This is a genomic window from Psychroserpens sp. AS72, assembly GCF_038900375.1.
Taxonomy (GTDB): domain Bacteria; phylum Bacteroidota; class Bacteroidia; order Flavobacteriales; family Flavobacteriaceae; genus Psychroserpens.
In genome coordinates this window covers 20,302-39,091 of sequence record NZ_JBBMRC010000004.1, presented here as the reverse complement: position 1 = coordinate 39,091, position 18,790 = coordinate 20,302, and the positions used below count along the sequence as shown (strand labels likewise).

Below are 18,790 nucleotides of genomic sequence, written 5' to 3'. Positions count from 1 at the left end.
AATTGTTGATTTAAAACCGTAATCTAAAACTTACATTTGGCGTGATTCCTAAAGATAAATTATCAATTGATACGATATCTCCATCAGTGTTTTCTACAAAATAGGTATTGATTACATTTTTTCTATCAAAGAGATTCCATATCGAAGCTCCAATGGAAGCATCTAATTTGTTTGTGAATTTTAATTGATAGGTTGCAGATATGTCTGTTCTAAAATAATCACTTATTCGAGTACTATTTGGAGAGGAATAATCAATTTGAGTATTGGATTGGTTTTGGAGTTCTAATGGTATGGTTTGAGGTTTGCCAGAATGCCAATTAAACCCTAAAGCAAATTTTAAATTATCAAAATCATAGGTGCTCGCAAATGTCAGTGCATGACGTACATCAATATTATTTGGAAACGGATTGCCAGCATTTAAATTATCAAAAACATAGTCGTTTTTACTATAAGAATAACTTAACCATGTACTAAAATAATCAAACTGTTTATTGATTAAAAAGTCGATTCCTTTGACCTGAAATTTACCAATCTCTTCTACAAATTGAAACTGGTTTTGAAATCCTTGACTTTGTGTAGTGATACCTTCTACATCTTTAATAAAGGCTTCGATGCTTATGAGTAATTTGTTTTTATTATAATGAATTCCACCAGCAGCTTGTACACTTTTAATGATTGGGATGTTTTCGTTGTTAGATAAAATCCATCGACGTTTTTCTATCCCTAGAAAATCATTTTGTAAATCTATAATTTGAGAGGTGGTTTGACTTTTTAATTCGGCTAAAAACTCCAATCTAAAATCATTGTTTAATTTATGACTTACTGATAATCTGGGCTCAGTAAAAAACTCTGAAAATTTTTCAATAAAATTAGTTCTCAAACCTATTCTTGCATAGGTGTTTTTGTTTACTGAGGTGAATTCTGCTTCGCCATAAATGGAATGTGTACGAACCACTTCTTTAATAAATTGCTCTGTATTTGGGTTGTCTGTGTCTTCTGCATTGCTAATTATAACTTCACTAAATTGGTAGCCACCATGTACTTTTAAATTATCATCAATATGATTAGTTGCATTTATTTTTATCCCTAAGTCGGAAACTTTATTATCCTGATTTGTACGTTGGTCATTAGCTATATTAAAGTTTGTAGCTTTTAAATCGTAATTGGTATAATAAAATTGAGCAGTTGTAGTGATTTTGCTATTCCAGTATTTTAAATATTCAAAACCTGTTGCAAAATTATTTTGTTCTAATTCATTTTTTAATGGAATTCCAGAATTGTCATTAGCTTGTTGATCATAAGTTAATCTGTTATTAATCGTTAAAAAATTAAATCGAAATTGATCTTGATCTGTAATGTCATACAAAAACTTTGTAGCGATATCATAAAAATAGAAGCGTTCGTTATTTGAGATGACTTCAGAATTTCCTTGTTGCGGATTAGAAAAATCACTATCCTGAAATACACGTTGCAGATATTGATCGTAGGTTGGTGTGAAAATAAAATCGGTTACAGATCGTCTTGCAGAGACTTGAATTTCTGCTTTATCATCAAGGGGAACTTTTGCAAAACCATCTGCATGGATAAGGTTGAAGCCAGCACCAGCTTTAAATTCTTGATCTAAACTATTAGAGAGTTGCATGTCTATAACACTAGAGACTCCATCACCAAATTTGGCGCTAGTACCATTTTTGGAGACATTAACTTCTTTTGTTAAATAAGGATTAAATGCAGAAACCAAACCGAAGAAATGTCCAGATTGGTACATTTTTATACCATCCCAAAGGATGAGATTTTGATCGTGAGTTCCTCCACGAACATTAATATTAGAGACACGTTCATCAATACTCATAACTCCTGGTAAGGCTTGGATGGTTTGTAGAATATCTGGTTCTAAAAGTCCTGGAAGAATTCCAAAATCTTCGGTTTTGATATTAATTTTACCATCACTTCGTTTTGAAATGCCTTTAGTTAAGAAGTTTGTAATAACAACTTCTTCAAGTTTTTGAGTGATAAAATTACTAAACGGATTAGATCGCAGTGAAATGACAACACTAGTATCATTGAGGATGATGAAATCGAGATTTGTTTCAGATTTTAAATACTCTAATGTGTCTTCTAGTGATAATGTTTCCGAAGGTAAAACGACACTTTTATTAGCTATAGTTTGATCTAAAAAGGTGAAATTTATACTAAATCTAGTTTCAAGTATGCTGAGAACTTCTGAGAGCGCAAGCTTGTTTTTTAAATTTGATTGTGCAAAACTGCTACTCAAATTCAAAACTAATAAAATTATAAAAAGAGAGCGTACACCTTTTTTATTCACGTTTCAGCCTAATGATATTATCCGTTTTACTATACTTTAATTGCAAAGGTAAAGTAATAGATTTTAAGGCAATTTCAATATCATTATGTATAAAACTTCCAGTAAAATTTTGAGAATCGTTGATATTGTCGATTTCAATCGTCACATTATATTGTCTTTCAAATTCAGCAATAACTTCTCGGTAAGGCATACTTTTAAAAGTACTCTTATGGTCTAACCATGATGGATGCTTTAAGTTTTCTTTTTCGGTAGCAATATATTTCCCATCAATTATTAAAAAAGTATCTCCTGGAAGGAGTGTCATATTTTTTTCTTCGGAAGTAACTCCAACTTTTCCTTCGTAGCATATAACTTCGAAAAAGTCATTTCGTTGCTTCACATTAAATTGAGTACCGAGAACTGTAACTGTTCCCATACTAGTTTCTACATCGAATTTTTTTCCTTTAGCAACCTTGAAAAAAGCTTCACCATTTAAGGTTAAATTTCGATTGTTGTCCCAATTAGACTCATTAAATGTGATAGATGACATTGCATTTAACTCTACATGAGATGCATCTGGTAATGCTATAGATTTTTGTTGTGATGCAATGGTGTTAGATGTTGTATCTAAAGTTGTTGTATAAAAATAGATCCCAAAACAAACCACTAAAATTGCTGCTATTTTTGAAAGCGTAGCGACTAATTTATTTGGTTTCTTTTTTATTGAATTAATAGATGACCATACGTGTTCTAATGCTTCATCTTCATTAATCGAATCTGCTTTAAAACCAATAAGGTCTTGGTCTAATTTAATTAGACTTGGGTAGTCTTCAAGCTGTTTAAAAGCTTCAAGTTCTGTAGGGTTTAGGTTATGGTCTAACCATTTTTGTATGAGGTCTTCTCTGTTCATTGTATTCTATTCAACTATATAACAGCTTACTATTTAAAATTCCTACCCTTAAAATTTAAGTTTATAGTCGCAGTCTCAGTTTTCAGTTGCTTATTATTGTATTAGTTACTCCAAATTTCTCGGGATTATTTATCATGTAATTTATTAATTTACCGATTTCAATATTTTGATTTGTTAAATTCTCTTGTTGTAATATATTCGCAAGCTTTTGTAAAGTATAACCAAGTATTAGTTTCGGAGTTCTCTTCATCATTATCTGTTAATTTACTTATAAAATTATAAATTAAAGATTAATGTTTAAACAATTGAGTTCTGTGACTGAGCACTGCGACTGCATACTTTTTTAAAGTTCATCAATATCTTTCCTTAACTTCTTTAAAGCTCCATAGATTCGTTTTTCTACTGCTTTTGTTGAAATATCTAATAATGCAGCTATTTCTTTAAACCGTTTACCTTCAACTCTATTCATTAAAAATGCAACGCGTTGTGCTTCCGTGAGTCCTGCAATTGCTTTTTCTAATTTTGCTTTGTATTCTTTTTCTTGGAGTAGAAATTCCGGATTTATATTCGTGCTATTTTTTGGAATAATTTTTCGATGTCTTAATACTACTTTTTGATGTGCAAACTCGTTTAGCATGAGGTTATTTGCCGTAGTAAATAAAAAACTTTTTGCTTTATTCTGCGGAATTTTAGCACAATTCTCCCACAATTTTACAAATGCTTCCTGCATTTTGTCTTGCGGATTTAACTGACTGCCAAATTTGTAGTAGAGAAAGTCGTGTAAATCTTTAGAGTGTTTTCTAAAAATAGACGAGAACAACTGTTCTTCGCATATATGTTCCTTGAGCGGTTTTGACATTTTAGTTTTTAGTTGTGGCTAAGTTAGGAAATAGAAATTGAAATCGAAATTTAACTTGTAGTTGAAGTTACAGCTCAATTTGAAACTTTGAATTTAAAATTTTGAATTTTTTAAGGTAGGAGTTTTATGTTTTTATTTGTTCTATTAAAAATTAGTAATCGTTGATGAAACTCAACAGTTAGTTTTAGTTTTTAGTTGGTTAAAAAAGGATTGTTGGTCATAGCAATCCTTTTTTGTGTTTAATTTTGATTTGCACTTCATAAATACATCACAAATCGCTAAATTTGTCCCTTTAAAATTCTACAAGAATATGTTTAATAATTTAAGTGAAAAGTTAGATAAAGCGTTACACGTACTAAAAGGTCATGGTAGCATTACAGAAGTAAACGTTGCAGAAACCTTAAAAGAGGTTCGTAGAGCACTTTTAGATGCCGATGTTAACTTTAAAATTGCTAAAGAATTTACCAATAGAGTAAAAGAAAAAGCATTAGGTCAAGATGTATTGACGAGTTTGCAGCCAGGACAATTAATGGTTAAACTTGTTAAAGATGAGTTGACAGAATTAATGGGTGGAGATGCAGAAGGAATTAACCTTTCTGGAAATCCGAGTGTGATATTAATGTCTGGTTTACAAGGTTCAGGTAAAACGACGTTCTCTGGTAAATTAGCCAATTATTTAAAAAACAAAAAAACTAAAAAACCATTACTAGTAGCCTGTGATGTTTATCGTCCTGCTGCGATTGATCAATTACATGTTGTTGGAGAACAATTAAAAATTGATGTTTATAGTGATAAAGGTAATAACGATCCTGTCGCTATTGCTCAAGCTGGTATTGCTCATGCAAAAGAAAATGGTCACAATGTTGTTATTATTGATACAGCTGGTCGTTTAGCAGTTGATGAAGCGATGATGACTGAGATTTCTAATATTCATAAAGCCATCCAACCACAAGAGACATTATTTGTAGTTGATTCTATGACTGGTCAAGATGCTGTGAATACAGCTAAAGCCTTCAACGATATTCTAAATTTTGATGGTGTTATCCTTACTAAACTCGATGGTGATACACGAGGTGGTGCAGCAATTTCTATTAAATCTGTTGTAAATAAACCAATCAAGTTTATTGGTACAGGAGAGAAGATGGAAGCAATTGATGTGTTCTATCCATCACGTATGGCAGATCGTATCTTAGGAATGGGTGATGTTGTATCTTTAGTTGAAAGAGCTCAAGAGCAATATGATGAAGAAGAAGCTCGTAAGATTCAAAAGAAAATTGCAAAAAATCAATTCGGTTTTGATGATTTCTTGAAGCAAATACAGCAAATCAAGAAAATGGGTAATATGAAAGATCTTATCGGAATGATTCCTGGAGCAGGAAAAATGATGAAAGATGTTGATATTGATGATGATGCATTTAAAGGTATTGAAGCAATTATTCATTCTATGACTCCTGATGAACGTTCTAACCCTTCGGTTATTAACGCAAGTAGAAAGAAGAGAATTGGTAAAGGGTCTGGGACTTCGGTACAAGAAGTTAATCAGCTTTTAAAACAATTCAACCAAATGAGTAAGATGATGAAGATGATGCAAGGCGGAAAAGGAAAAGCAATGATGCAAGCAATGAAAGGCGCACGTTAGAAAAGTTCTCAGTCGCAGTTGCAGTTTACAGTGCGCAATTTTTTAAACAAACATCTTATAATTAATAAAAAATGGATTTCAAAAAACTATTAGCATATCAAAAATCTTTTGATTTGGCTATGCAGATTTTTGAGATTTCAAAATCCTTTCCTAAAGAAGAAACCTATTCGTTAACAGACCAGATAAGAAGAAGTTCTCGTTCTGTAAATGCAAATATGGCTGAAGCTTATAGAAAAAGAAGATATCCAAAACATTTTATAAGTAAATTAACAGATAGTGATGGCGAAAATTCTGAAACTAGTACATGGTTAGACTTTGTTCTCAAATGTAATTATATTTCTGAAATTCAACATACAAATCTAACTTCGCAAAATATTGAAGTAGGTAAATTAATAAATTACATGATAAATAATCCAACAAAGTTTGGAGTAACTAACATAACAGTAAGCAACTGAAAACTGCGACTGCAACTGAAAACTATATTATGACAATCCTCGACGGTAAGAAAGTAAGCAACGACATTAAAAACGAAATCAAGGCTCAAGTTGATAAAATGAAAGCTAAAGGTGAAAAAGTACCACATTTGGCTGCAGTTATTGTTGGAAATGATGGTGCAAGTTTAACTTATGTTGGTAGTAAAGTTCGTGCTTGTGAACGTGTTGGATTTGAATCTACAATGGTTCGTTTGTCAAATACAACAAGCGAAATAGAATTGTTAGATAAAATTGAAGAACTAAACCAAAATGATGATATTGATGGTTTTATTATTCAATTACCATTGCCACCTCAAATTAATACACAAAAAGTATTGATGGCTGTAGACCCAAGTAAAGATGTTGATGGATTTCATCCTGAGAACTTCGGAAAAATGGCTTTAGATATGAGTACGTTTATTCCTGCAACTCCATTTGGTATTTTAGAGCTTATGGATCGTTATGGTGTTGAAACTAAAGGAAAACATACCGTTGTAATTGGAAGAAGTCATATTGTTGGACGACCAATGAGTATCTTAATGGGACGTAAAGGATTTCCTGGAAATTCTACAGTGACATTAACACATAGTCACACAAAAAATATAACACAAATTACATCGCAAGCAGATATTATTATTTCTGCTTTAGGAGTACCAAATTTCTTAAAAGCTGAAATGGTAAAAGATGGTGCTGTCATCGTTGATGTTGGAATTACGAGAGTGCCAAATGAGAATTCTCCAAAAGGATATGTCATAACAGGTGATGTTGATTTTGTGAACGTGAGTAAGAAAGCGAGTTATATTACACCAGTTCCTGGAGGTGTTGGACCAATGACCATTGCAATGTTACTTAAAAATACATTGTTGGCTCGTGAGCAACGCATGTAAGTTTCTTCTTATTCTTAACGAAGCCGAGAATCTATTTCTGGATTAAATTTTATATTGCAGTATGATTACATTAAGTGCTGCTATAGATCGTGTTCAAATTCTAAGTATAGAACATCTCATTCCTATTGGGTTAGCAATAATTATAGCAATAGCTTTAATTACATATGCAAGACGTGTTTCTGCGGAAAGTCAGTATCGCAACATTCATTCTATCGCAATTTTTATTTCAGTAACGGTAATTGCATTTCATGTTTATAGTATGTATAGTACAGACTATAATATGAGAACAGATTTGCCTCTATACTTGTGTAGTCTCCTCGGAATCATAATTCCAATTTTCACCTACTACCGAAAGTATTGGATGTTTGAAATTCTAATCTTCTGGATTATCGCTGGAACCTTACAAGGTGTCATTACACCAGATATTGCAGAAGGATTTCCTAGTCTAGATTATTTTAGATATTGGATTGTTCACTTAGGTTTGTTGACCATTATATTTTACAGTATTTTAGTTTTAAAACTAAAACCTAAGCTTAAAAGTGTTTTTAAATCTTTTCTTGCATTACAGGTTTATGTAGTATTGATGATTATTATCAATTACGTTTTAGATGCTAATTATTTCTATTTGAATAGAAAACCAGCATCAGCTTCGGTATTAGATTATTTTGGAGATTGGCCTTATTATATTATTGTGGGTCAGTTGATCATAATCCCATTGTTTCTCTTAATTTACTTGCCCTTTTATATTTCCGAAGTAAAGAAAAAATCACTTAGCAAATAATTGATTGAGATCCTTAAATGCTTTAAATTCTAGAGCATTTCCTGCAGGATCTAAGAAAAACATTGTTGCTTGTTCACCTGTTTGACCTTTAAATCTAATGTAAGGTTCTATAATAAAATCTACATTTTTGTTGGCTAATGTTTTTGATAAATCATGAAACGTGTCCCAAGGTAAAACAACGCCAAAATGTGGTACAGGAACAGATTTGCCATCAACAGCATTGGTGTGGATATCTTCTTTGTTTTTAGCTTTATAATGAATAACGAGTTGATGACCAAAAAAGTTGAAATCTACCCAATGGTCGCTACGTCGTCCTTCTTCACAATTTAGGATTTCTTTATAAAACGTTCTACATTCTTCTAGATTATGAACAGGAATTGCGAGATGAAAAGGAGCTATATTAGTGTTCATGGTTAACTAATTAGTCTTTGGTTCTTATGCATTCAATTTTCCAAAAAGCAAACGTCGTTGTTTCAGTTTTGTCAACCCATTCGCCAACCCATTTATAACCTTTATCATTAATCTCGTAAAATGTGAGTCTAGAAAAACCATCTGTACCATTAGGAGCTTTTTGGTCTTTATACAATACGATATTTCCATCTTTAGTTGTGTTGCCTTCCCATGTGGAAAGCTTAGTTGTTGGTGTACCAGACGCATAATAATGTACATACCACTTACTACTATCTGCAATAAATTGTCTTATACTTCCAGAATGTTTTCCATCTGCTTTTAAAGTTTCATCTTGTACAGCCATACCGTTCATGATGTATTTCCAATTCCATGTCATGTCTATTGGTTCTGCCCAACTTCCATCTTGATTTCTTGAAGTGGATTTGCAATTGCATAAACCAATTAAGGCTTGATAGTCTTTTGTTTGCTCTGGTGCTGTAGGATTTACTTTTCCGAAGGGAAATGATTTTGAAGGTTCATATTCATTTTGTGAGAATCCGAAAAATGAACACAGTAAGAGAATAATTGAAAGTCGCATGATTATAGTTTTCCTTAAAGTTAATTATGTGACTTTAATTGTTTTAGTGATTTATGAATAAATTAACAAGTATATAACTATTGTTTTGCTTTATTTTCTTGGTAGGTTTTTGTAGAAGAAGTAAGTAAATCATTTAAAGTTTCAAATTCTTCTTTAGTCAATTCACGGTATTCTCCAACAGGAACGTCTAAGGGTATGTTCATGATACGAACACGTTTTAAAGTCTCCACTTCATAGGTTAAATATTCACACATACGACGAATTTGTCTGTTTAGACCTTGAGTTAAAATGATACTAAACGTTTGTGAATCAATTTTTTTAACCACACATTTTTTAGTGGTTTTTTCTAAGTCTTCTAGATATATTCCGCCAGCCATACGTAAAAGAAACGTTTGAGATATGGGTTTGTCCACTCTAACAATATATTCTTTTTCATGATTGTTACTGGCACGTAGAATTTTGTTTACAATATCTCCATCATCTGTTAAAAGGATTAAACCTTCACTTGGTTTATCTAATCGTCCTATTGGGAAAATACGTTTAGGATAATTTATAAAGTCTATAATGTTATCTTTTTCAACACGAGTATCTGTAGTGCAAACGATGCCTACTGGCTTATTAAATGCTAAATAAACAAACTCTTGATTTGTGTTTTCAATGCGTTTACCATCAACGTGGACTTCATCTGTTGGAGATATTTTTGTTCCCATTTCTGGAACTGCACCATTTATAGTAACGCGTCCAGCATCAATGAGTTTGTCTGCTTCTCTTCTAGAACAGTAGCCAACTTCACTAAGAAATTTGTTGATTCGTTTTAAATTTTCTGACATGTAGCAAAATTACAAAACTAAGTAGTAATAAAATCGATTATATGATTGTTTACGTCATCATGTCTTAATCCATGACCAAAACCTTCTGTAGTAATAAGTTTAGAGGTTTTATAGAAATTTTTAAAATCTTCTGCATCGTTATAAGGGATGATTTTATCTTTTTTATCATGAATTAATAAACCATCAATAGTTGTTTCTTCCAAAAAACGAGCAGCATTAAAATAGTCAGGCTTTTGATTGAAGCGTTCATAAATAAGCTCATCCATTGTTTTTGAAACACGAGAATTGTAACTCATCATGTTTACATATCTACTAAATACACCTGTAAAATTTGAAGGAGCTCCAAGTAATACTAATTTATTTACTGTAGATAATTGATATTTTTTCTGAAAAAAAGCAGTCGCCATTCCTCCAACGGAATGTCCGATAATAATATTGGCATTAAATTTTTTAGCCACAACATTAATACACTCTGAATACAAAAGTGCATTAAAAATACGACCACTAGTTTTACCATGACCAGGAGCATCTAAAGAAACGACATTGTAATCTAATGCTTTAAGTTTTGTTATGAGATCTTTCCATCTTACTGTATTGCTTTCCCAACCATGAGCTAATAACACAGTTTCTTTTTTACCTAACCAGCGATACGTCATAATATTGACATCTTCATAATTAACATCTTCTAAAAAAGCAGTTTGTAGAAAGTCTTTTTCAGGTTCTTTTAATTTGATTCGACGAGGTTTTGAGAAAAGAGTTAAAGCCATTCGTCCAGCAAGTCGAGGAGAAATATAACTTATTAGATTTATAAATGAGCCTACTATTTTTACAATGATATTTTTCATTTATTCTTCTCTATTAACAAGGTTCATAGAAAAAGCAGGTGTGCAAATAGCGATATATTGGCAAGCAATAGTAAATGGGTTGGAATATTGAACTCTAGTGTTCTTTTCGATTTTAATAGATTGGCCAGCTTCAAGAACGATCGTTTCACCATCTATTATAAATTGTTTTTTACCTTTAATTATATAGGTGTATTCATCAAATGCTGGAGTTTGAAAAGGTTCACTCCAACCAGCAGGTGCAATCATATGTGCAATGCTTATTTGAGAGTTTCCATCTGTAGCATTACCGAAATGTTCTTCGATAATCTTTCCGTCAGTAGTAGGAACAAGAAATGGAGAGTTTTGTATTTTATATTTTTTCATTTATAATTATGTATTCTCCCTAAATTATTTAATTTAAATTTCAGCAACTTAATATTTATTTGTAGTTGCACACTAAAGATATTAATATTTAAACTTATATTTTATTTTAATGGTTTCTTTTTTATGGTTCCGCCTCTTAAATCTTTTACTACATTCATAATGATAAAAGCATTTTTATCGATTTTATCGATTTCAGTATTGAGTTTTGGTAATTCTAATCTCGTAATTATAATGTAAATAACAGATTTGTCATAATGTGTGCTATCATTTTTATAACCGCCTTTTGCTGGAGAAATTGTGCATGCTCTACCTAATTTTTCGGTTAGCACTTTTCTTATATCGTCATGAAAATCTGAAATTATAGTCACACCAATATATTCTTCTACACCATCAACAACAAAATCTACTGTTTTGGCAGCAGCTAAATAGGTTAGAATAGCGTACATAGCAGTTTCAATAGATAGAACATAAGCACCAAAGGAGAAAATAATCACATTTATTAGTAAAAGAACATCACCAATTGAAATGCCTAATTTTCTACTCATGAAAATGGCTAATACCTCAGTACCATCAATAACGCTTCCACCTCTAATTGCCAACCCTATTCCTAAGCCTAGGAAGAATCCACCAAAAATTGCGATCAATAATTTGTCTTCAGTAATTACTGGGTAATCAACGAAGTGAACTACAATTGCTAAAAATGCGATGGCTATAATACTTCTTAATGCAAACTTTTTATTTATAGTTTTAGTCGCTAATAAAATAAAAGGAAGGTTAATAATAACCAACAATATACCAAGCGGTAAATTGGTAACGTTTTGTAGTAAAAGCGAGATTCCTGTTGCACCACCATCAATAAATTGATTAGGCAATAGAAATCCTTTTAATCCAAATCCAGCCGCAAAAACTCCTATTATGATAAATATGTATTCTTTAACTGCGTGTACTAATTCTACTTGTAAATTCTTTACTAATGGAGCAATCTGAATATTTGTAGCAGCTTTAGTACCCTTTTTGTCTGCAAGACGCTTTTGAGCAATATTAACCAGTATTTTTGAAATAAATGGATTCATAGTTTTTAAACTGGTCTTATGTGAAAGTGTTTATTGTGGTTTTAGATGAAATCAAAAATGTTTTACCAATGTATAATAAAGTATTTAATCTTAGCAGTATCAGGAATTTGAACAGGTTCAATATTAAGTGACATATCAAATCTCAAATTCGCAGGTAATTCTTTTTTATCTATTGTAAATGATGCATTAATCTCATTTACAGAAATAACTATAGTGTTAATAAGATTATTTATACTTGAAATCTTGTAAGCATCATTAATATCTTTAAAGGTACTTAACGTAGAAATGCTCTTTTCGGTTTTGTATTTTTCACTTAAAATTCTAACACTCTCAATTACAGATGTAGAGTCTAAAGCTTGACTAGGAGTGAGGCTTAATAATTTTTTACCTGTTGAAGAATAAATATCAAAGTCATTGTTTTGACCTGTGAATTCGTCTCCTTTAATAGAAGGTTTCACAATAGAGTCTTTTGCAAAAACTATTTCTAAATCTTTAACTTGTGTAGAATCTGTTAATAATCCAATACTATGTTTTGTTATTAAAAATGGGTTATGTTCTTTTTCCTTAGTACAACTTAATAGCAATCCGGTTAAAATGACAATGGTAATTAGGTGTTTCATATAGATTTTAAAAATGAATGTTTAAATGTTTTATTTGTTATCTAAGCATTTTGGTTAAAATACCAAGAACACTTCTAATTACGGTAGGACTTGTCAAAACTTTAACGATTGGATTTTGACGCGTGCTTCTGCTGCGAGATCTTGATGCTTTTTGTTTGCTTTCAGCTTTTTCGAGTGCTTCCTTTTCTTTTCGAGCTTTTTCTTTAGCTTCTTCGGCTTCTGCTACTTCAATCTTTTTATTGAGCATTTCATAAGCACTATGTCTGTCTATTTCTTCGTTATATTTTTTTGCAAGTTTAGATTTTCCTAACAAATCAGAAAGCTCTAAATCTGTAAGTATATCCATTCTACTCATAGGAGCACGCATCATTGTTGCAGCGAGAGGTGTAGGTCTTCCTTTTTCATCTAAAGCAGATACTAAAGCTTCTCCAATACCTAGCGATGTTAAAACATCTGCAGTATCGTAGAATTCTGTATCTGGGTAATTTTGAGCAGTCAGTTTAATAGCTTTTCTATCTTTTGCAGTAAAGGCTCTCAACGCATGTTGTACTTTCAAACCTAATTGACCTAAAACAGCTTCAGGAACATCTGTCGGGTTTTGAGTGACAAAATACAATCCAACACCTTTACTTCGTATGAGTTTTACAATACTCTCAATTTGATTAAGTAATGCTTTTGAAGCTTCATTAAAAATTAAATGAGCTTCGTCAATAAACATAATGAGTTCTGGTCGTCCGCTATCACCTTGTTCAGGAAATGTAGAGTATATTTCAGCCAAAAGGCTCAACATAAATGTAGAAAATAACTTTGGCTTATCTTGTATGTCGGTTAGACGAATAATGTTTATATAACCTCTTCCGCTATCATCAACACGTAATAAATCGTCAACTTCAAATGATTTTTCACCAAAAAACAGTTCACCACCTTGTTGTTCAATTTCAACTACTTTTCTTAAGATTGCTCCTGTAGAAGCAGTTGAAATTCTTCCGTAGGCTTCAGTAAATTCTTCTTTACCTTCTTGTGTTGCGTATTGAAGTATCTTTTTAAAATCTTTTAAATCCAGTAATGGTAATTTATTATCATCACAATATTTAAATATAACAGCAACAACTCCAGACTGAGTTTCAGTTAAATCTAAAATACGAGACAACAAAACAGGCCCAAACTCACTAACAGTTGCACGAAGTCTAACACCATCTTGTTCAGATAATGTCATCACTTCTACAGGAAATGATTTTGGATCAAACGGTAATCCAATTTTTTTGTGACGTTCATCAATTTTAGGATGACCAGGACTTGGTTTTGCCAACCCACTCAAATCACCTTTAATGTCCATCAATAACACAGGAATCCCTTTCTCACTCAAATTCTCTGCAAGTACTTGAAGCGTTTTAGTTTTTCCAGTACCAGTAGCGCCAGCAATTAAGCCATGTCTATTCATCGTTTTTAAAGGTACATTCACAAAGGCATTAGTTAGCGTTTCGCCATCCAACATTGCAGATCCTAAAGTGATATATTCTCCTTTGTTTATGTTTCCTTCTGTGATTTCCTTTAAAAAATCGTCCGTTCTACTCATGTTTCAAAATTTGTATAAAAATAGTGTAATTTTAGTCAAGTTTAAAATGTACTAAAATGAAAAAAAACTCAAAAGTATAGCTAAATTTTTTACTTCGGAAATCGTCTGCATTTAGCCACTTAGTTTAGCTTTATATTTTTGTTATAGAATACGGTTGGGTATTTCTATAGAAATAAAATTGCATTAAAAAGATTAAGGAATCTAGTTCTCAAAATATACTGAAAACTGAATACTAAAAACTGCCTACTATTTAATATCTTTGCAAGCTATGACAAGAACAGAACGACAAGTACTTATTGATAAAGGATTACTTTTACCATTAATGGAAGAGTTTTATACCATTCAAGGTGAAGGATTCCATAAAGGAACAGCTGCTTATTTTGTTAGAATTGGTGGTTGTGATGTAGGTTGCCATTGGTGTGACGTTAAAGAAAGCTGGTTAGCAGAATTACATCCTCCAACCGAAACAGAGAAAATTGTTGAAAATGCTGTTAAATACAGTAATACGATTGTGGTTACTGGAGGAGAACCATTAATGTGGGACATGAACCCATTAACGACTCAGTTAAAAGCCAAAGGTGTACAAACTCATATTGAAACATCTGGAGCATATGAATTATCTGGTACTTGGGATTGGATTTGTTTGTCTCCTAAGAAAATGAAATTACCAACCGAAAAAGTATATGATAAAGCTCATGAGCTAAAATGTATCATATATAATAAGGATGATTTCAAGTTTGCAGAAGAACAGGCAGCAAAAGTAAATAAAGACTGCATATTGTATTTGCAACCAGAATGGAGTAAACGTGATAAGGTCGTTCCACAGATTGTAGATTACGTGATGGCAAACCCAAAATGGAAAGTGTCTTTACAAACGCATAAGTATTTGAATATTCCATAAATTGACTAATAGTAACATTTCTGTTTATATAAAAAAAAAAAGTCCCAACTATAAGTTAGGACTTTTTCATAATATCTATTTACTAGAGGCTTTTTTACTTCGTAAAAGGAACAGCAACTCTAACAGTATCCCATCCTAAATGCATGTGAACACCATCTTTAGATTCTGTAAAAGCCATACTAAATGCTTCTAATGATTCTTTTCCTTCTGTTACAGGTACAGTTATTCTAGCTACATCATTTTCTTGTTTGTAGAAATAGCTTCCCCAAACATTTAAGTCTTTACTTATAATAGCAGTCCATTCTTTTTCACCAGGAATAACATAAAATGTATATGTACCAGGTGCAATTTTAGTGTCTCCTAAAGCCATTGTCGTGTAGAGTGTTAATTCTGCAGCTTCATTAGCTCCAGTTCTCCATACTTCACCATTTGGTGCTAACTTTTCTAATGAACGTCCATTAAGTTGAGGTCTGCTATAAATAACTTTAATTAATTTGTTGGCTTCTTTGTAGCTCGTAGGAAATGAAGCTCCATCCATTGGGCTTTTATCCATTGGTGCAAATTCTTGAGCATTTATGTTTAAAGAAATTAACATAATAAATGCCATAACGACAGTTGAAATAATTGATTTTGTTTTCATTTTTGTTTTAAGTTTAAGTGATTTTATAAAGATAAACCTCGTAGGTTTAATTACAATATCTAAAGTCGTAAACTGATGTTAAAGTTTACATTTTTAAGTAAAATAATGTGTTTTTAAAACAACTTGGTTTTAATATTATTTAAAAATTGTATTTATTGTTTCGAATTGTAACCAATAAATGTATTTGTGTTTTAAATATGTAATACTAATCTCATATTTGTCCAATCAATTTGAATACTTAATTAGAATTATAAAATAAAGAATAAAAGATATGTGCGGAATTGTATGTGCGTTTGACATAAAACAAAAATCGGAAGATTTAAGACCTCAAATCCTAGAAATGGCAAAAACTATTCGTCATAGAGGACCAGACTGGAGCGGAATTTATAGCGACGAGAAAGCGATATTAGCTCACGAACGTTTAGCGATTGTTGATCCTGCTTCAGGAAAACAGCCGCTTTTTAGTCCAGATAAAAAACTTATTCTTGCTGCTAATGGAGAAATTTATAACCATCGTGAACTACGTAAGCAGTTTCCAGATTATAAGTTTCAAACAGAAAGTGATTGCGAAGTTATTTTAGCATTATATCAAGAAAAAGGAGCAGACTTTGTGGATGAGATGAACGGTATTTTTGGTTTTGCAATTTATGACACCGAAAAAGATGAATATTTTGTAGCTCGAGATCATATGGGAATTATTCCATTATATATCGGTTGGGATCAAAACGGAACTTTTTATGTTGCTTCAGAATTAAAAGCGCTAGAAGGTGTTTGTACCAAAATTGAATTATTTCCTCCAGGACATTATATGTCAAGTAAAGATGGGAAGTTCGTTAAATGGTACAAACGAGATTGGACAGATTACGACGCAGTAAAAGAAAACGAAACAAGTATTGCAGAAGTAAAGGAAGCTCTAGAGGCAGCAGTTCACAGACAATTAATGAGTGATGTGCCTTATGGTGTGTTACTTTCTGGTGGATTGGATTCTTCTGTCGTATCAGCAATAGCAAAAAAATATGCACAAAAACGTGTAGAATCTGATGATACGTCAGACGCTTGGTATCCGCAAACACATTCATTCGCTGTAGGATTAGAAGGTTCACCAGATTTGGCTGCTGCACAAAAAGTGGCAGACCATATTGGAACTGTGCACCACGAAATAAAATTTACAATCCAAGAAGGTTTAGATGCTATAAAAGATGTTATCTATAATATTGAAACCTATGATATAACAACTATTAGGTCTTCAACACCAATGTATTTAATGGCAAGAGTTATTAAGTCAATGGGAATAAAAATGGTGTTATCTGGAGAAGGAGCAGATGAAATTTTTGGAGGTTATTTGTATTTTCATAAAGCACCAAATGCTCAAGAATTTCATGAAGAAACGGTTCGTAAATTAGATAAATTGCACATGTATGATTGTTTGAGAGCTAACAAAAGTTTAGCAGCTTGGGGAATTGAAGGTCGTGTACCATTTTTAGATAAAGAATTTATGGATGTTGCCATGAGAATAAACCCACAAGACAAAATGATTAATGGAGAACGCATGGAAAAATGGGTGATTCGTAAAGCATTTGAAGATATGCTACCAGAAAGTGTTGCATGGAGACAAAAAGAACAATTTAGTGATGGTGTTGGTTATAGTTGGATTGATACATTAAAAGAAATTGTAGATAAAGAAGTAAGTGACGAGCAAATGGAAAATGCAAAATTCCGTTTCCCTATTCAAACACCACAAAATAAAGAAGAGTTTTATTATCGTTCAATTTTTGAAGGACACTTCCCAAGCGATGCTGCTGCAAAAAGTGTACCTCAAGAAGCAAGTGTAGCTTGTAGTACAGCAACTGCTTTAGAATGGGATGAAGCGTTTAAAAACATGAATGAGCCCTCAGGAAGAGCCATTTCAAATGTGCATGATAAGGCTTATGTGAAAGCATAAGAATAACTTATATGTTGATTAATAGCAGAGAAGACCAATGGAAACATTGGTCTTTTTTTATTGAAAATTGTATCTTTAAAAAGTGAAATTAGAAATAAAAGTACTTCCGTTTCAATTAGAATTAGCACAACCATTTACAACGTCTCGCTATACGGTAACGACACAAAATACGGTTGTGGTTAGTATTTCCAATGGAGAATATACTGGTTATGGAGAAGCTACAGCAAATCCGTATTATGAAAGTACCGTTGAGAAAATTCAGGCTTCCGTAGCTTTAGTCAAAAACAGAGTTGAACGTAGTTTTGGTTTAGAGCCTTCATTATTGTGGGAACAAATTGAACCCTTTTTAAAACATGATTATTTTACATTATGTGCAGTAGATTGTGCGTATTGGGATTTCTATGCGAGATGCCACAATAAAACCATTCGAAGTTTTTGGAGTGTTGATGATGCTGAAAATCCGTTGACAAATTTTACTTTAGGTATCGATTCTATTTCAGTAATGAAACAGAAAATCCTTGACAAACCATGGCCAATTTATAAGATCAAATTAGGAACAAAAGACGATGTTGAGATTATTGAATCGCTTCGAGAAATAACAAATGCTAAATTTAGAGTCGATGCTAATTGTGCATGGTCTGTTCAAGAAACGACAGGTAACGCCTTGAAAATGAAGAATCTAGGAGTTGAATTTATTGAGCAACCATTAAAAGCAACAGATTGGGATAAAATGAAAATCTTAAAGCAAGAAAGCATATTGCCAATTATTGCAGATGAAAGTTGTCAAAGGCTTGAAGACGTTTATAAATGTGTAGATACTTTTCATGGTATTAATATCAAACTTATGAAATGTGGTGGATTCACACCAGCTCTAAAAATGATTAAAATAGCTAGAGAACATAAATTGAAAATTATGGTAGGTTGCATGACAGAATCTTCGATTGGGATTTCAAGTCTAGTCCAATTAGCACCACTTTTAGATTATATTGATGCAGATGGAGCCATGCTTCTCAAATCTGATATTGCAAATGGAGTTGCATTTAAAAATGGTAAAATTTTATTTTCTTCGGAAAATGGCTCAGGTGCCAACCTTTTGTAAATTATTACTACAAACCCTAGTAAAACCTATAAATGACAGATAGGTGACATTTATATGAC

19 protein-coding genes are annotated in these 18,790 nt (G+C 32.1%); 7 read left to right on the top strand and 12 right to left on the bottom strand.

Features of this window, described 5'->3' with window-relative positions:
* Positions 1–10: 10 nt before the first annotated feature.
* The 3 genes from WNY78_RS08995 to WNY78_RS08985 all read right to left on the bottom strand — a co-directional run bounded on the left by WNY78_RS08995 (position 11) and on the right by WNY78_RS08985 (position 4,074).
* Positions 11–2,326, bottom strand: a complete 2,316-nt coding sequence (locus WNY78_RS08995) for a TonB-dependent receptor (RefSeq protein WP_342872875.1) — start codon at positions 2,324–2,326, stop codon at positions 11–13.
* Entirely contained in the window at positions 2,319–3,215 is an 897-nt protein-coding gene (locus WNY78_RS08990) for a FecR family protein (RefSeq protein ID WP_342872874.1), read from the bottom strand. Before WNY78_RS08990 ends, WNY78_RS08995 begins: the two co-directional genes overlap by 8 nt.
* 343 nt (positions 3,216–3,558) lie before the next feature.
* Positions 3,559–4,074 carry a sigma-70 family RNA polymerase sigma factor gene (locus WNY78_RS08985; RefSeq protein WP_342872873.1) on the bottom strand — a complete coding sequence of 172 codons (516 nt, stop codon included), beginning with the start codon at positions 4,072–4,074 and terminating at the stop codon, positions 3,559–3,561.
* Between the two features lie 310 nt (positions 4,075–4,384).
* On the opposite strand from WNY78_RS08985, the gene ffh reads away from it, so the two are divergent.
* The 4 genes from ffh (at position 4,385) to WNY78_RS08965 (ending at position 7,854) form a co-directional block, all read left to right on the top strand.
* Complete coding sequence (gene ffh, locus WNY78_RS08980; RefSeq protein ID WP_342872872.1) at positions 4,385–5,713, top strand: signal recognition particle protein; 1,329 nt, start codon at positions 4,385–4,387, stop codon at positions 5,711–5,713.
* Positions 5,714–5,784: 71 nt separating this feature from the next.
* The gene (locus tag WNY78_RS08975; RefSeq protein ID WP_342872871.1) at positions 5,785–6,168 is read left to right on the top strand and encodes a four helix bundle protein; all 384 of its coding nucleotides are present in this window, start codon (positions 5,785–5,787) and stop codon (positions 6,166–6,168) included.
* A 29-nt stretch (positions 6,169–6,197) separates the two neighbouring features.
* Positions 6,198–7,073: a bifunctional 5,10-methylenetetrahydrofolate dehydrogenase/5,10-methenyltetrahydrofolate cyclohydrolase gene (locus WNY78_RS08970; protein ID WP_342872870.1), complete on the top strand. Its 876-nt coding sequence runs from the start codon at positions 6,198–6,200 to the stop codon at positions 7,071–7,073.
* A gap of 61 nt (positions 7,074–7,134) precedes the next feature.
* The gene (locus tag WNY78_RS08965) at positions 7,135–7,854 is read left to right on the top strand and encodes a TIGR02206 family membrane protein (RefSeq protein WP_342872869.1); all 720 of its coding nucleotides are present in this window, start codon (positions 7,135–7,137) and stop codon (positions 7,852–7,854) included.
* On the opposite strand, the gene WNY78_RS08960 is transcribed toward WNY78_RS08965, so the two are convergent.
* The 8 genes from WNY78_RS08960 to WNY78_RS08925 form a co-directional block, all read right to left on the bottom strand.
* Positions 7,840–8,265, bottom strand: coding sequence for a VOC family protein (locus WNY78_RS08960; RefSeq protein WP_342872868.1), 426 nt, complete (start codon positions 8,263–8,265; stop codon positions 7,840–7,842). The two genes, WNY78_RS08965 and WNY78_RS08960, sit on opposite strands and share 15 nt — an antisense overlap.
* A gap of 10 nt (positions 8,266–8,275) precedes the next feature.
* Entirely contained in the window at positions 8,276–8,842 is a 567-nt protein-coding gene (locus tag WNY78_RS08955; RefSeq protein WP_342872867.1) for a hypothetical protein, read from the bottom strand.
* Positions 8,843–8,919: 77 nt separating this feature from the next.
* A complete protein-coding gene (locus tag WNY78_RS08950) occupies positions 8,920–9,672 on the bottom strand; it encodes a pseudouridine synthase (protein ID WP_342872866.1) in 753 nt (250 codons plus the stop codon).
* 17 nt (positions 9,673–9,689) lie between these two features.
* Entirely contained in the window at positions 9,690–10,517 is an 828-nt protein-coding gene (locus tag WNY78_RS08945; RefSeq protein WP_342872865.1) for an alpha/beta hydrolase, read from the bottom strand.
* Complete coding sequence (locus tag WNY78_RS08940) at positions 10,518–10,880, bottom strand: cupin domain-containing protein (RefSeq protein WP_342872864.1); 363 nt, start codon at positions 10,878–10,880, stop codon at positions 10,518–10,520.
* A gap of 101 nt (positions 10,881–10,981) precedes the next feature.
* Complete coding sequence (locus WNY78_RS08935; protein ID WP_342872863.1) at positions 10,982–11,953, bottom strand: YitT family protein; 972 nt, start codon at positions 11,951–11,953, stop codon at positions 10,982–10,984.
* 62 nt (positions 11,954–12,015) lie between these two features.
* Complete coding sequence (locus tag WNY78_RS08930) at positions 12,016–12,573, bottom strand: hypothetical protein (RefSeq protein WP_342872862.1); 558 nt, start codon at positions 12,571–12,573, stop codon at positions 12,016–12,018.
* 37 nt (positions 12,574–12,610) lie between these two features.
* Positions 12,611–14,149: a helicase HerA-like domain-containing protein gene (locus tag WNY78_RS08925; protein WP_342872861.1), complete on the bottom strand. Its 1,539-nt coding sequence runs from the start codon at positions 14,147–14,149 to the stop codon at positions 12,611–12,613.
* A gap of 268 nt (positions 14,150–14,417) precedes the next feature.
* Here WNY78_RS08925 and WNY78_RS08920 point away from each other — a divergent pair, with 268 nt between their 5' ends.
* A complete protein-coding gene (locus WNY78_RS08920; protein ID WP_342872860.1) occupies positions 14,418–15,050 on the top strand; it encodes a 7-carboxy-7-deazaguanine synthase QueE in 633 nt (210 codons plus the stop codon).
* Positions 15,051–15,144: 94 nt separating this feature from the next.
* Here the strand turns inward: WNY78_RS08920 and WNY78_RS08915 are convergent, their stop codons facing one another.
* Positions 15,145–15,690 (bottom strand): DUF2911 domain-containing protein, encoded by a 546-nt coding sequence (locus WNY78_RS08915; protein WP_342872859.1) that lies wholly within the window; start codon positions 15,688–15,690, stop codon positions 15,145–15,147.
* 271 nt (positions 15,691–15,961) lie between these two features.
* Here WNY78_RS08915 and asnB point away from each other — a divergent pair, with 271 nt between their 5' ends.
* Together asnB and WNY78_RS08905 are read left to right on the top strand one after the other, a co-directional pair.
* Positions 15,962–17,632 (top strand): asparagine synthase B, encoded by a 1,671-nt coding sequence (asnB, locus tag WNY78_RS08910; RefSeq protein ID WP_342872858.1) that lies wholly within the window; start codon positions 15,962–15,964, stop codon positions 17,630–17,632.
* 82 nt (positions 17,633–17,714) lie between these two features.
* Entirely contained in the window at positions 17,715–18,731 is a 1,017-nt protein-coding gene (locus tag WNY78_RS08905; protein WP_342872857.1) for a dipeptide epimerase, read from the top strand.
* Positions 18,732–18,790: the final 59 nt, after the last annotated feature.

Coding starts and splice junctions, on each gene's coding strand:
- WNY78_RS08990 (WP_342872874.1), bottom strand. CDS start 3,215: ATGAACAGAGAAGACCTCATACAAAAATGGTTAGACCATAACCTAAAC.
- WNY78_RS08985 (WP_342872873.1), bottom strand. CDS start 4,074: ATGTCAAAACCGCTCAAGGAACATATATGCGAAGAACAGTTGTTCTCG.
- ffh (WP_342872872.1), top strand. CDS start 4,385: ATGTTTAATAATTTAAGTGAAAAGTTAGATAAAGCGTTACACGTACTA.
- WNY78_RS08975 (WP_342872871.1), top strand. CDS start 5,785: ATGGATTTCAAAAAACTATTAGCATATCAAAAATCTTTTGATTTGGCT.
- WNY78_RS08970 (WP_342872870.1), top strand. CDS start 6,198: ATGACAATCCTCGACGGTAAGAAAGTAAGCAACGACATTAAAAACGAA.
- WNY78_RS08965 (WP_342872869.1), top strand. CDS start 7,135: ATGATTACATTAAGTGCTGCTATAGATCGTGTTCAAATTCTAAGTATA.
- WNY78_RS08960 (WP_342872868.1), bottom strand. CDS start 8,265: ATGAACACTAATATAGCTCCTTTTCATCTCGCAATTCCTGTTCATAAT.
- WNY78_RS08955 (WP_342872867.1), bottom strand. CDS start 8,842: ATGCGACTTTCAATTATTCTCTTACTGTGTTCATTTTTCGGATTCTCA.
- WNY78_RS08950 (WP_342872866.1), bottom strand. CDS start 9,672: ATGTCAGAAAATTTAAAACGAATCAACAAATTTCTTAGTGAAGTTGGC.
- WNY78_RS08945 (WP_342872865.1), bottom strand. CDS start 10,517: ATGAAAAATATCATTGTAAAAATAGTAGGCTCATTTATAAATCTAATA.
- WNY78_RS08940 (WP_342872864.1), bottom strand. CDS start 10,880: ATGAAAAAATATAAAATACAAAACTCTCCATTTCTTGTTCCTACTACT.
- WNY78_RS08935 (WP_342872863.1), bottom strand. CDS start 11,953: ATGAATCCATTTATTTCAAAAATACTGGTTAATATTGCTCAAAAGCGT.
- WNY78_RS08930 (WP_342872862.1), bottom strand. CDS start 12,573: ATGAAACACCTAATTACCATTGTCATTTTAACCGGATTGCTATTAAGT.
- WNY78_RS08925 (WP_342872861.1), bottom strand. CDS start 14,149: ATGAGTAGAACGGACGATTTTTTAAAGGAAATCACAGAAGGAAACATA.
- WNY78_RS08920 (WP_342872860.1), top strand. CDS start 14,418: ATGACAAGAACAGAACGACAAGTACTTATTGATAAAGGATTACTTTTA.
- WNY78_RS08915 (WP_342872859.1), bottom strand. CDS start 15,690: ATGAAAACAAAATCAATTATTTCAACTGTCGTTATGGCATTTATTATG.
- asnB (WP_342872858.1), top strand. CDS start 15,962: ATGTGCGGAATTGTATGTGCGTTTGACATAAAACAAAAATCGGAAGAT.